Origin of the sequence: Paenibacillus thermoaerophilus, from assembly GCF_005938195.1 — a bacterium.
GTDB lineage: Bacteria > Bacillota > Bacilli > Paenibacillales > Reconciliibacillaceae > Paenibacillus_W > Paenibacillus_W thermoaerophilus.
In genome coordinates, this window is record NZ_VCQZ01000040.1 from 1 (window position 1) to 14,703 (window position 14,703).

The 14,703-nt window shown below is 55.3% G+C and carries 5 protein-coding genes and 1 pseudogene; 2 read left to right on the top strand and 4 right to left on the bottom strand.

Annotation, left to right across the window (positions count from 1 at the left end; genetic code table 11):
- Positions 1-128: 128 nt before the first annotated feature.
- A pseudogene (locus FE781_RS16900) lies at positions 129-275 on the top strand (aldo/keto reductase); the annotation flags it as partial.
- A 66-nt stretch (positions 276-341) separates the two neighbouring features.
- On the opposite strand, the gene FE781_RS16905 reads toward FE781_RS16900, so the two are convergent.
- Positions 342-1,025: a hypothetical protein gene (locus FE781_RS16905; protein ID WP_138790790.1), complete on the bottom strand. Its 684-nt coding sequence runs from the start codon at positions 1,023-1,025 to the stop codon at positions 342-344.
- An 801-nt stretch (positions 1,026-1,826) separates the two neighbouring features.
- On the opposite strand from FE781_RS16905, the gene FE781_RS16910 reads away from it, so the two are divergent.
- Positions 1,827-5,828 (top strand): carbohydrate-binding protein, encoded by a 4,002-nt coding sequence (locus FE781_RS16910; protein WP_246068229.1) that lies wholly within the window; start codon positions 1,827-1,829, stop codon positions 5,826-5,828.
- Positions 5,829-5,986: 158 nt separating this feature from the next.
- Here the strand turns inward: FE781_RS16910 and FE781_RS16915 are convergent, their stop codons facing one another.
- The 3 genes from FE781_RS16915 to FE781_RS16925 all read right to left on the bottom strand — a co-directional run bounded on the left by FE781_RS16915 (position 5,987) and on the right by FE781_RS16925 (position 14,211).
- Entirely contained in the window at positions 5,987-11,590 is a 5,604-nt protein-coding gene (locus FE781_RS16915) for a family 10 glycosylhydrolase (RefSeq protein ID WP_170209588.1), read from the bottom strand.
- A 938-nt stretch (positions 11,591-12,528) separates the two neighbouring features.
- On the bottom strand, positions 12,529-12,753 hold the full coding sequence (locus tag FE781_RS16920; protein ID WP_138790792.1) for a hypothetical protein: 225 nt from the start codon (positions 12,751-12,753) through the stop codon (positions 12,529-12,531).
- A 507-nt stretch (positions 12,754-13,260) separates the two neighbouring features.
- The gene (locus FE781_RS16925) at positions 13,261-14,211 is read right to left on the bottom strand and encodes a peptidoglycan-binding protein (protein WP_138790793.1); all 951 of its coding nucleotides are present in this window, start codon (positions 14,209-14,211) and stop codon (positions 13,261-13,263) included.
- Positions 14,212-14,703: the final 492 nt, after the last annotated feature.

Genomic DNA, 14,703 nt, shown 5'->3' on the forward strand with positions numbered 1-14,703 from the left:
GCAAAGAGTCCATGGCCAAAGTGGTTCAAGGAGAACAAGCCCTTTTAACGTCTGCTATGCTCTTGCAGAAATAAATATGAGTCACAAAGTAGAAATCGATTTTACACCACTTGACGGGACGCTATCGGATTTTGCGTCATCCGGCCCGCATGCAGCCGGTCACCGGTACGATGAATATCGAGCGCCTGAAAGATTGCTGCAAGGCGAGCGAAGTGGTTCTGACGCGTCAGGAATGGTACGACATCTACCGCGCAGCAGGCAATGTGCTTCCGTAAACAGAGCGGCATGCGATACTTTGCGGTATGGCCGGGGGGAACCCCGGCTTTTTTCTTGGACAACGGTTAATTGTTATTAAAAAAATATAGTTTGTTTGCATAGTAATCCAGTGGGGCGACAAACAAGAGATCGAAATTATATTGAGAATAATCCTTCAAGGCATATCCCGAATACGTCTCATCTGGTTCCTTAAAGTAAAGATAAGGTCTTTTATTTTTTATAATCAGCAAGATCTCCAGAGGTTCCAGTTCTTTCGGTGCAGGTTGAGCAACAGTATGTATGCGGATAGGGAATGGTTCTGGAAATAGAAACAACAAGTACGGATCGGATGGAAGATAAATATTTCTATAATGTCCTTCCTTTAATAGTGATATCGTATTATCTGTTTCGGGGTTCTCGATTTCTTTATAGGTGGATAGTGCGAGATGATTGGCAAGAACATGGGCATGCTCCGACGGAGTCCCCGTCAAGGAGAACTCATTCCCAAAAATAAGATTTGATGCGGCTGAAATCGCGATACTGTTTTGATCGATACGTATTGGGATCCACTCCTTCCATGGACCGAACCTTTCTTCCAACGCTTTTGATTTTTTCACTTCTTTCTCCAACTGCGCCTGTAACGAATCAATAGCTCTCTCTTGCTCCAAAATTTGTTTACGGAGGGCATTGATCTCGTCTTGATGATCAGCGAGACATCCCGATAGTAAGGTTGTCGATGCCACACTGCAAACAAAAAGTAATTTTTTCATGAGAATTCGCCCTCCATAAACATAGAAGTATAACTAATTAATAACTAATTTGTTTTGTAAGATAAGTACTATTCAGCGGGACAGTGCTCCCTGTAAGGCTAGGCCCGTACAATTTTACGTCCACGAAGTCGAGCAAATCGCATCCTAATCACAGGAAGGAGGACATAAATTATTTCTCAATAAAACGTGTCTTGACATCGGGGAGCATTACAATCCGTTGTTGAAGACGGAGAAACAAATAATTATAGAATCGTTGTTCATTTTCATGACAAAATCTTCGAATTTGGAATTACACGATTTGAGATTCTAGCTGATCCGAACGATGAAAAAGAATGGGTGTATGCTATGTCTGGATCAATCTTTAAAGCTATTGGGGATTTTAACGTCGTTTTCTACAGTGAACGTCAAAGGCACCTTCCTGATCTCCAAATACGCCGTACGACAAATGAAAAACAAGGCGGCGTAATCGTGAACAACGCTTCCGTAGCCGCGTTGAAAGGCCATACCGACCGGTCTTTATTTGAGCATGTGGCGCGTCTTCCAATATCTTGCATAGAAATTAACACGATCTGTGTAGAATTGCAACTTTTGAACGGCGAACGTCCGGCTTATGATCGAATTGACAACCGGAACACGCGTATGCGCCGGCGGGCGAAAGGGGGGAACGGGAGAACGGACCGGGGCAGCTCGGGAACGTCGGTTTTGGCAGCGCTTGCAAGGTTGTCCGAACAGCCAAACACAAACGAGAGGAGTTATGGAGAAACCGTTCTGCACAAATTCCGTCACGAAGGGAGAATGTTGATGATCAAAACAGGAAGACGCGCGGTCGCCTGGCTGGCCATTGTCGCCATGCTGCTGGGAACGCTGGCCGCAGCTTCGGGAATCCCAGGGCGCGCTTACGCCGCAGGCGGACCGAATCTGGCGCTCGGCAAGCCGGTCGCCGCCAGCGGCCATGCCGATGTGTACGTCGCCTCCAATGTGAACGACGGCAACGCCTCGACGTATTGGGAAAGCGTCAACAACGCGTTTCCCCAATGGATTCAGGTCGATCTGGGCTCGTCCGTGTCGGTGGATCAGGTCGTGTTGAAGCTGCCGAACGTTCCGGCCTGGGAGACGAGGACGCAGACGTTGTCCGTCCGCGGCAGCAACGACGGAACGAACTTCACGGATATCGTCGGCTCCGCCGGCTACACCTTCAATCCGGCAAGCGGCAATCAGGTGTCGATCCAGTTTGCCGCCGCCGCAACCCGGTACGTCCGCCTCGTATTCACCGCGAATACCGCCTGGCCGGCCGGCCAACTGTCGGAGCTGGAAATCTACGGCGCGGCCGGTTCGGGGCCCGCCGCGATTCCGGGCCGCATCCAGGCGGAGAACTACAGCGCTATGAGCGGCATCCAGACGGAGACGACAACCGACACGGGCGGCGGTCTGAATGTCGGCTGGATCGATACCGGCGACTGGCTGGATTACAGTGTCCAAGTGGCGCAGGCGGGCACCTATACGGTGCAGTACCGCGTCGCAAGTCCGAACGCAACCGGACAGATCCAGCTCCGCTCGGGCGCGACGACGCTGGCGACGACAAACGTGCCGCAGACGGGCGGCTGGCAAAGCTGGCAGACAGTCACCGCAACCGTGCAGCTGGCCGCCGGCCAGCAGACGCTCCGCCTGTACGCGAGCGGGGGCGGATTTAATATCAACTGGATCGAATTCGCCGCGGGCGCGGGGCAGGATACGCAAGCGCCTACGGCTCCGGCCAATCTGGCCTACACGGAGCCGTCCGCCGGGCAGATTAAGCTGACCTGGAACGCCGCCACGGACAATGTCGGCGTGGTCGAATACGACATTTACGCCAACGGCGAGCTGCGCGGCAGCGTGGCTGGGCATGTGCTGACGTATACGGACAATCAGCCTGTCGCCGCGACCGTCTCTTATTACGTCATCGCGAAGGACGCCGCCGGCAATCCGTCGCCGCCGAGCAACACCGTCACCCGGACCGGGTCGGGCGGAGGCGGCGCAAATCTGGCGCTCGGCAAGCCGATCACGGCGTCATCGACTGTGCATACGTTCGTGGCTACCAACGCGAACGACGGCGATGTGACCACCTATTGGGAAGGAAGCGGCCATCCCAGCACGCTGACAGTCGATCTCGGGTCGGATGCCAATATCACGTCGATTGTTCTGAAGCTGAATCCGGACCCCGTGTGGGCGACCCGCACGCAGACGATCCAGGTGCTCGGGCACGATCAACATTCGTCGACGTTCGGCAATCTGGTGTCCGCGGCAACCTACACATTTAATCCGGCTACCGGCAACACGGTTACGATTCCGGTGACGGCCAAGGTCAGCGCCGTCCAGCTCCGGTTCACCGCCAACAGCGGCGCGCCGGCCGGACAGATGGCGGAGTTCGAGATTATCGGCACGCCCGCACCCAATCCGGATCTGATCGTCACGAACATCGTCTGGTCGCCCGCATCGCCGGTCGAGACAGACGCGATCACGCTGACCGCGACGGTCCAAAATGCGGGAGCGCTTCCCGCCGGCGCTTCGATCCTCCGGTTCTATCTGGGCGAGACAGCGGCCGGAACGGCTTCGGTCGGCGCTTTGGCCGCAGGGGCGTCGGCGAATGTGAACATCAATATCGGGCCGAAGGACGCAGGCTCGTACACGGTATCCGCCAAGGCGGACGAAACCAACGTCGTCATCGAACAGAACGAATCGAACAACAGCTTCACGAAGCCGACACCGCTCGTCGTCAGCCCCGTGGCGAGTTCGGATCTTATCGCTTCGGCCGTCACGTGGTCGCCGTCCAACCCTTCGGCGGGCGACACCGTCACGTTCTCCGTGGCGATCAAGAACCAGGGCACGATCGCTTCGGCCGGGGGAGCGCACGGCATCACGCTGACGCTGCGCGACGCCGCGACGGACGCGGTCGTAAGAACGCTGACCGGCTCGTACAACGGTTCGATCGCCGCCGGCGCCATCGTGGGACCGGTGCAGCTCGGCACGTGGACGGCGGTCAACGGCAAGTACAACTTGACCGTGCAACTGGATGCCGACGCGAACGAACTGCCGGTCAAACGGGCGAACAACACGACGACCCAGTCGTTCTTCACCGGCCGCGGCGCCCATATGCCGTATGATATGTACGAAGCCGAGGACGGCACGATCGGCGGCGGCGCGGCGGTTGTCGGTCCGAACCGCACCGTCGGCGACCTTGCCGGCGAAGCGTCCGGCAGACGGGCCGTCACGCTGAACACAACGGGAAGCTACGTCGAGTTCACGACGCGGGCAAGCACCAACACGCTGGTCGTACGGGCGTCGATTCCCGACGCGCCGGGCGGCGGCGGCCAGGACGCCACGCTTAACGTCTACGTCAACGGCTCGTTCGCCAAGGCGATCTCGCTGACGTCCAAGTATTCGTGGCTCTACGGCAACGAGGCGAGCCCGAACAACAATCCGGCTTCGGGCGGACCGCGCTTCATCTACGATGAAGCGAACATGATGTTCGACTCGACGATCCCCGCCGGAAGCAAGATCCGGCTGCAGAAGGACAGCGGCAATACGACGACCTATGCGATCGACTTTATCAGTCTGGAGCAGGTGTCGCCGATCGCGAATCCCGATCCGTCCAAATATATCGTGCCGGACGGCTTTACGCACCAGGCGGTGCAGAACGCCCTCGACCGGTTCCGGATGGATACGAGCGGCAATCTGCTCGGCGTCTACCTGCCGCCGGGCACGTATGAGACGAGCGGCAAATTCCAGGTGTACGGCAAGCCGATCCGAATCATCGGCGCCGGACCGTGGTATACGCGCTTTGTCGCGCCGTCGAATCAGACGAATACGGATGTCGGCTTCAGCACGAACGCGACGGCAAACGGTTCGACTTTCGCGAACTTCGCTTATTTCGGCAACTACACGTCCCGCATCGACGGACCGGGCAAAGTGTTCGACTTCCAGAACGTGTCGCATATGACGATCGACAACATCTGGGTCGAGCATCAGGTGTGCATGTACTGGGGCGCCAACACGGACTACATCACGATCAAAAACTCGCGGATTCGCAACACGTTCGCCGACGCCATCAACATGACGAACGGAAGCACGAACAACCTGGTGACAAACAACGAATCCCGCGCGACGGGCGACGACAGCTTCGCGCTGTTCTCCGCGATCGACGCGGGCGGGGCCGACATGCGGGACAACGTCTATGAGAATCTGACGTCCCTGCTGACGTGGCGGGCGGCGGGCATCGCCGTATACGGCGGATACGCCAACACCTTCCGGAACATCTACATCGCGGATACGCTCGTGTACTCCGGCGTCACGATCAGCTCGCTCGACTTCGGGTACCCGATGAACGGCTTCGGCGCTTCGCCGCCGACCGTGCTGGAGAACATTACAATCGTTCGCGCCGGCGGCCATTTCTGGGGAAATCAGACGTTCCCGGCCATGTGGCTGTTCTCGGCCAGCAAGGCGTTCCAGGGCATCCGCGTCAACAACGTCGACATCATCGACCCGACGTATCACGGCATCATGTTCCAGACGAATTACGTCGGCGGCCAGCCGCAAAACCCGATTACGGACACGATTCTGACGAATATCACCATCTCGGGGGCGCGGAAAAGCGGGGATGCGTACGACGCCAAGTCCGGCTTCGCCATCTGGGCGAACGAGATGCCCGAGCCCGGCCAGGGCCCGGCCGTCGGCCACGCCGTGTTCAACAATCTGAAGCTGATTAACAACCATACGGACATTCGGAACATCACCTCGACCTTTACGATCACGATCAACAATCCGTAAAGGCCACCAACGGCCCGCAAGCCGCTTGCCCGGAGTCATCGGGCGTGCGGCTTGCGGGCTATTCGTTTTGCGGATTAGTTAAAACGGTGGGGAAGGGGCCCATCGAAAAAAACGTCCCGCTTTCCCATGAGGCGAAAGCGGGACGTTTGCGTTACGGGTTATTCGCCGTCTTCCAGCAGAGCGAGAATCAACACGACGGCTTCGGCTCTGGTGGCGAGGTCGTTTGGCGCAAAGCGGTTGCCGCCTTGGCCTTGCATTAGGCCGGCTTCGACGGCCGCCGCGATGTAACCGCGCGCCCAAGCGGGTGCGCTGTCGCTGTCGGCGAAGGTCAGCTTCGCGTTTTCAATCGGCTGAAGCCCCGCGAATCTGACGATAATCGCCGCCATCTCGGACCGCGTCATGGCGCCGTTCGGACGGAAGGTGCCGTCCTGATAGCCGTTGATCAAACCTGCCGCAGCCGCCTGCATCACATACGTTTCGGCCCATTCCGGAATTTCGCTCTGATCGGCGAACGGCTGCGGATGCTTGCCGGACGATCGGCTCGGGAAAGCTCTCAGAAGCAACGTCACGAATTGCGCGCGCGTCACTTGAGCTTGCGGACGGAAGGTGCCGTCTTCGTAACCGGTCACGATACCAAGTTTCGCGGCTTGCTGAATCGCTTTTTTGGCCCAATGACTGCCGATGTCGCTGAAGCTTACGATTGGTTCCGGTTCAGGCTGAGGCTCAGGCTGAGGCTCAGGCTGCGGTTCCGGCTCGGGTTCGGGCTGAGGCCCCGGTCCTGGCCCCGGTCCAGGTCCCGGCCCTGGATCGACGTAATCGTTGTAAGCCGTAACCGTCACGCTTGTCGACAAGCCGCCTACCGTGACGGTGATGACGGCATTGCCGGCTTTCAGCGCCTTCAGATTGCCGTTCGTGTCGACCGACACGACGGTGGGGTCGCTGCTTTGATAACCGATGCCGGCCGTGATTTCGGCTCGATCTCCGTTGCTGTAGATGCCGTTTACTTTCAGCTTGGCGGTGTTGCCGATTGCGATTCTCGGGGAGACCGACGCCTCGAGACTCGTCAAGATCGGAGCGTCCAGCCCGGCGATGCTCATGCCCGCGTAATAGGCGTTCAAAATTTGCGAATACGTCCAGCCTTGCTTGCCCAGCATTTGCGCGCCGTATTGGCTCATGCCGACGCCGTGCCCGTTGCCGCCGCCGTAGAAGGTGACGCTTTCGATGCCGCCGTCGTCATTCGTTTCGATATCAAATGTGAAGAAGGCGGAGTACAAAATGCTCGGGTTTTTCAGCGTGGCGGACGGGTCGTAATCGGCCGAACCGCCTTTGCCGCGGTAGGCGAGAATGTCGCCGGCGCTGCCGGTATCGGTTTTGTTGGGTCGGATCGTAAAGCGGATGTTGAATTCTTTCAAAATTTTATACGTGCCTGTTGTCCCTTCGATAATCAGCTCCGTAACATTGCCGCCCGCGCCTCTTTTCGCCACGGACAGGCCGACCAGCTCGCCGATGCCTTCCGCCGGAATCGGTTTGCTTTCGAACGTGCCGTTTGCCGTTTTGGTCAAGATCGAATGCGGCTCGGCGGCATAACGAAGCTTGATGTTTTTGCTGACGGTAGCGGCAAACTCGCTGGCGGTTAATGTCACCTTCCAGCGGAAATACAGCGAATCCGAATCGTAGCCGGTCAGCGACAGGTCTTTATAAAAGGCGTTGACGGCTTGTTCGTCGGAGGTGTCGATTTGCAGCATTTCGCCGCTGCCGCCCGGCTTGAAGGTATAGCTTCGGGCCGTCAAATACGGGATGGCCGTGCCAGGGAACAGGTTGGTGCCCGCATCGGCCCATACCTCATGCTTGGATGCGCCGTAGCCCCCCGAGGTGGAGTAGAATCTGGCGTCCACCAGCATGCCGCCGCTCAGCATGACTTTTCCGGCGGTTGCGTCGACGGCTTGTTTGGTCAGATCGTTCTCCGCGCTGTTGTTGAATACTTGGCTCAGCGTGCTGTCGTCGATATGGAAGCCTTGGTCGGCGAAGCGGCTGATCAGATAATCGGTCAGCGCGTATGTTCTGGCCGCGATCGCCTGCGCTTTCAGCGCTTCCAGGCCAAACGAAGCCGGCATTTCGCTTGGAACGACCTGATACAAATACTGCTCGATGTTCAGCTCGTTGACGAGCCGCAGCTTGTCGCCGGCCGGGGAGCGGAATATCTCCAGTTGGCCGCGATATTTCGGTTTGCCTTGCGCTCTGGTCAGCGAGCTGACTTCAATCAGCGAGCCGTCCGCAGGCGGCAGGGCATAGATGCGATTGGGAGTGGAGAGCAGCACGTTGCCGTTTTGCGCGACCGATATGTGACCGTCCGCAATCGTGATGGAGACCGGCAAGCCGGCCTGCGCCTGCACGGAGGCGTCGCCGATTTTGTCGACAATCTCGAACGGAGCCTTCGCCATCAGCTCGATCCGGTTATGGTTCAATTGCGTCAAGTCGGTTATGTCGGCGATGCTGTTTCTTATGCCTACGCGCATCGTATCGCGCGCCGTTTCGCCAATCAGCGTGATTTTGCTGATTTCGCCGCTTGCGTTTAGCTGGATTTCGACGTTTTCAGCTCCGACCATCACTTCCTGGAGCAATCTCGGGATGACGCGGTCGCCCAGCTTCTGCTCGATGACGACGTTGGCGGCCAGCTTCTTTATACCGGAACGCTCAAGCTCGATCGTGCCTTGGACGGCGTTTTTGGCCATAATTTTCTCATGCAGCGTATCGCCGGGCACATAAGCCTTCGTCGCTGGATTGCTGGGGGCGCTTTCATTATGCAGCCGGTCCAGCGCCGTGACGAGATACGTATACGGCTTCCAATCCTGCGCGCTGGTGTCGATATAAACCTGCTGCGCCGCCCCGGCTTGCTTGCGGACCGTCCCCAGCAGTTGGGCGGGATCGTTGATGTCCGGCGGATCGTTGCCTTCCTTGCGGTAGATGGCGTAATACGCAGGTTCTCCGTCTGCGGAACCGTCCTCCCAGCGCAGCTCGACCTGTCCTTCCTTCGCCGAGGATGCCGAGAGCCGCACCGGAGCGTCCGGCGCTTTGTCATCCAGCCAGGGCATCGTCGGAGGCAGGGCGGGATACCGGTACAGCTCCTGCTTCAGCATATCCTGCGTGCCCAGGTAGTTGGCCCTGACGTCTTTGGCGCTGAAGAGCATGCTGCCGTGCACGTCCGGGGCGAAGCTGCGGTTGTATTGAATTTGGTTTCTCAGCTCATGCGGATCTTCCCAAGTCGGCACGCGGTAAATCGCCTGGCCGACATATAAATGAATATCGAGGCCGTCCGTCAGCCCGCGCCACCAATCCAGCACCTTTTCATAAGCGGCCGGACCGTTGCCGAAATGCCAGTAGTCCTGCGGCGCAATATAATCGAGCCAGCCTTTCTCGACCCAGCCTTTCGTATCGGCGTACAGCGCGTCGTAGCTTTGCAAGCCGTTGGTGTCGGAACCCGCGCTGTCCGTCCCTTTGTTGCGCCATATGCCGAACGGGCTGATGCCGAATTTGACGTACGGCTTGCTTTTCTTGATCGCGGCGTGCAGTCCTTGAATCAGCGTGTCGACGTTGTTTCTCCGCCAGGCCGCCTTGTCGGAGAAGCCGGCGCCGTAAGCGGCGTATTCCGCGGCATCCGGGAACTCCTCGCCCGTTACCGGATAAGGGTAGAAATAGTCGTCAAAGTGAACGGCGTCGATATCGTAGTTGTCGACAACCTCCATGACGCTGTCGATCACATATTGCTTCGCTTCGGGAACGCCGGGATTGAAATACAGCTTGCCGCCGTACGATTCCACCCAATCCGGATGCAGCTTGGCCGGATGATCGTCCGCCAGCTTGTTCAGATCGGTGTGCATGCTGATCCGGTACGGATTAAACCAGGCGTGGAATTCCATATTGCGCTTATGGGCTTCCTCCAGCATAAACGCGAGCGGGTCGTAGCCCGGATCTTTGCCTTGCTGGCCCGTCAGCCATTCCGACCAGGGCGCGTAGTCCGACGGGTAGAAGGCGTCGGCCGTCGGCTTGATTTGGACGATGACGGCGTTGATACCGGTCGCGGCCAGCTCATCCAGCAGCGCGATAAAATCGGCTTTTTGCTGCGCTTCCGTCGTTACGCCTTTGGCCGGCCAATCAATGTTTTCGACCGAAGCGATCCAGGCGGCGCGCAGCTCGCGTTTCAACGGCTTCTGCTCCGACGTGACGATCAGCAAATATTGCGCCAGCTTGCCTTCATAAGAGGCGGTGATCAGCGTGGTTCCTTTGGCTTTTGCGGTCACGCGGCCATCGGCGCCGACTTCCGCAACGGCGGGAGCGCTGCTCGTCCATACGGCGCTGCCCGTGACGTCCTGCTCCTCGGTCAGCAGGGTGTAAGTCGCCAGCACGCTTGCTTGCGCCGTTTCGCCTTCCGTGAGCGGCCGAAGGCCGGCGATCCGGACCGATTGCAGCACGGGCAAAGCTTTATTAACGGTTACAAAATAGGAGGCGGACAACCCGCCGTAGGTTGCGGTTATGACAGCGGAGCCTTCACCGACAGCCGTAACCGCGCCGCTGCCGGATACAATCGCTGCGGCCGGATTGTTGCTTTCATAAACGACGCCTTCCGTTACCCGGTTCGGCTCCACATCGCCTTCATAAAATACGAACGTGCGGATGACATCGGTTTCTCCTGTTGTCAGGACGGATCTGCCTTCAATCTCTAAAGCGGTTGCCGCCGCACCGTTTTCGGTGACGGAGAGAAGATAGGAGGTTTGATGAATGCCGTTTGCGGCCGTAATGGTCGTAGTCCCGAGGCTTACGGCTTGCACAAGCCCGGACGGGGATACGGTCGCCACTTCGGGGTTGCTGCTGCTGAAGTCGGAGCCGGCCGTCACGTCGGTCAAGGCCTTGCTTCCGACTACGGTTGCGAGAACGGAAGCCTGCAAGCTTTCGCCGACCTTCATGCCGCGCAGCCCAAACAGCTCGATGGATACGGGATTGGCGTCGGTGTAGAGCGCAGACAGTTGATCAAAATAGACGGTTCCGCTATTTTTGTTCTGATTGTTCAGTTCCGCGATATAGATGCGTCTTAATTTAATGGGCTGCGGCAAATTTTGCGGCACATTTGCGGTTACGTATTGCCAGCCCGACCAGTTAAAGCCGGTCGTGGAGGTAAAATCGCTGATCGACGACTTTAAAGTGCCGTTCTCCACATATTGGAACTCGGCGCGGAGCCAATGTTTTCCGGCATCGCCGTATACCCACGCGCCAATTTTTTTCGGATAGTTCGAAAGGTTGCGGTCCTGCAATTTGTTAAAGTTCAAATAAGCTGCGGATGTGCCCGTCGTTCCCGTAAAGTCGTAAGAGACCTTGCCGGAGGCATGGCCGTACATGACGGGCCCGGGCCGTGTGTTGCGTTCGAGCTTCGTCGATCCCGGCACCGTATTGACCTCGCTGGCCGATAGATCCGATATATCCTCGAAATCCTCAATAACAACAGGCTGCGCCACACCCGGAGCGGGAAGGGCGTCAACTGCGTTCCATTCGAGGTTCGCCGGATCATGACCGGCTGCAGGATCGTCCCGACTTTCTTCTTCGTTTGGCGTATCCGGGGGAAGGGGAATGCCTCCGCCATTTTCGCCGGTTGCCGGCCCGGTTTCCGCGTTGTCCGCGGCAAAACCCATCCCCGTAAACAAGCTTCCCCATAACATCATAAAAGCGACTAGAAGGGCGATATTGCGGCTCGTTTTCCGATGTGCGGGCAAGTGAACACTTCCTTTCTCAACAAAATAGATGGCGTACGTCCATCAAGCGATAATGGCATAGGAATGCGGTCCCTGAGCCTCCTTCTGATTGAAATAAAATTTCAATAATTGTGGTTCTATTTAAGTATAAAATTTTAAAAACGGTTTGTACTGTGTATATAGGCCTGTTTTACTTCGGTACGAATGTCTTATGAAACGCGGAATACGACATGATAGCCGATTTTCTTCCAGCGGTTGCGCCTAAGGGTGGCGAATTGCGGAGGTTCCCGCCTGCGCGTCGAACGAAGAGCCTGTCGCACAAGCGGGAAATTGGAGGGAGAAGGCGGAGCACAGCAGAGCCAAAGCGACGGCAGCCGAATCAGCACAACAAACAGGTAAAAGCGCAGGTGGAAACCAGCGTTCCTTATGGGAGAGAAGGCAGGCGGGAGGGGACGGTTGCACAAAACGAATACCTTAGACTGTAAGTTTACATAATATTTTTATTGTAAATTTATTTTCGAGAATGAGTGTGAATAGGCACGTCCAAGACATGCGTTGAAATACTTTATTACGTCAAACTATCCGTCATGCAGATTTTATCAAGAACTGTTTGCTCCATATAATTTGAACCGGTCCGTACGTGAGAGTTTAAAAACCTAAAAACCATGGGATCAGAAATGAATTATTTGTTCAACACAAACATAAGAAGATGGAATACAGTTCAGGCTCGGAAGTGCCATTCCGAGTTTTTTCGGATTACTTTTTCACAAAACCCGTATTTTGTACAAATGTATATCAATCGATGAAACCCCCTTTGTACCTATTCTCCAATATCAATGTGAATTACGACAGAAACGATTCCCCTTATTGTAAGACTAATTTCCGAGTATAAAGGTTGCGTACTGCAACCCTAAGAGGCTTAATGAGCTTTCGTCATCTTCAGTTTACAGGCATTAGGATTAATTTTCCATAACCCTTACGGTAATGGTAACAAGTTCTTGTCCTGCATCGTTTTCGCCAAACCGGCAGACGAGTTGATCGTGCAGCACTTGCACGTCTGCGACCGGCGTTCTCCATACAAGCGGGTCTTCCCCGTTCGGATCGGCTTGGTACAGCTCGAATCGGTTCACTTCCTTCTCGGTTGTGTAGAATACGTTGCCGTCGATGCTGTCAAACCATGACACGGCATGGTCGGATAGTTTTATCCTGAACCAGCTCGCTCGAGTTGACGATCTTCTCGGTCTTATTCGTTTTCAGGTTGATTTTGTAAATTTTATTTGCGTCGGATTCGTCGCGTGAAGCCAGCACGTACACATCGTCTCCGATGACGGCTGCGGAGGAAGCATCCCCAACGTTTTCAACGTCACCCGCTGTACGTGACATGACCGCCGTATATCACGTCCGGATCTCCGATACCCTTACGGTTCGTCCCCTCTTGCCCGACCGTATATCCAGCCCATTTTGTTCTCATCGTTGCGTCAGCTCCTCTCCGTTGAATTAAACGCGGGGCCATGTGGTAAAAAGTTGCAAAACGCCCTCGCAAGACTGTGATGTACTCGTGCATGAAGCCGGAGTAAAAGACTCCATGCATGCCCACCCACTGACTGCTTCGATCGAACCGATAACAATACGTGAACCCGTGTCTCTTTGCAGAGAAACGGGTTCATTATTTCAATATGATTCCTTTTACTTTATGAGCGCAACTTGTTCCAAGTCGCAGACCCAACAATACCATCCACGGTTAGACCTTTGGCCTGCTGGAACTTTTTAACTGCGGCTTCCGTGCCAGAGCCAAACACTCCATCGGCCGTCAAAGGATATCCTTTTTTTGTAAGCAGACGCTGCAGAACCTTGACTTCATCACCGGTGCTGCCTACACGAAGAACTTTTGTTGTAGCGGCCAAGGTATTAAGCTTGGTTGAAGTGGCGGATCCTACTTTACCATCTACGGTAAGTCCGTGTGCAGACTGGAACTGTTTCACAACGGACTCTGTTCCGCTACCAAAAATCCCATCCACAGTTACAGTGTAACCAACCTTATTTAGGTTTGTTTGCAATGTGGTGACCTCAGGGCCCGTACTTCCCACACTCAATACAGAGCCGGTAGGAGACAGTTGATGATGTACACCATCACTTGTCGTGTGCGGGAAATACAGACCGGCTTGTTCCGCTACCGCAACCAACTGACTGTTAACAAAGGTCATGCCGTTAAGCGCAACACCGCTTGCATTTTTTACCGTAGCATCAAACGCAATACCAGCCGTGTGAGGAGCGGTATAAGAAGGCGCTGCAACCAAAGTGCCTAAACCGTGCTTGGTTTTTTCAGCGCTGCATGCTGTCGGGTTCTGTGAAATCTCATACAAGTGCTTTTGATATTGATAGGGGCGATAGGCGGAGTTGTACGTAATGCTCCACCCCTTCGCCCTTATTAGGCTCTCATAGCGGTTCTTTGCTGCAAGCAAATCGGCGGTGACGCCATCCCAAATGACAGTCTCACCTGCTTCCATTCGGAGAGCCAATGGGTCTGTCATAGTCGAGAGCACACAGGATTCAGCAGCTTGGGCAGGAACGGTTAAAAACGTCGTGGTTAAGAGCGATAGAAGGACAGCGAGAGAAAAAAACTTCTTTTTTACAGTAGACATCATTCATACCTCCTAATAGATAGGTTTGCACCGTTACCAATAATAACCATGTGCAAACCAAGCATACTTCAGAATGATATAAATGTAAATGATTGAAATATATATTTTTATAGGTTGTTTTATACATATTTGTCGAAATTCATATCTTCCTCGTCTATGAGATGTGGAATCAGCACGCCTGTGGCGGCCAGGACCGGACTATTCTGAGGGTACTTTTCATCCGAGTCACAACGGCTGGGATATCCGTTAGTTTATGAAGCTTGACATTGATTTGTGACAACCTTCGTTCACATTCGGCTGGAACCGTGCCATACAAGCGGATGGCGGGTACGTACGGAAAGTTTTCTTCGCAATCGGACTTACAATGCATGTAGACTAAAAAGTGGACACGCCGTAGTAGCGGCCCGTACAATATAACCAACCAAAAGGTCGAGGTGTGTCATGGGAGATATCCGTCAACATTTTGACGACGAGTTTAAACGTCAAACCGTT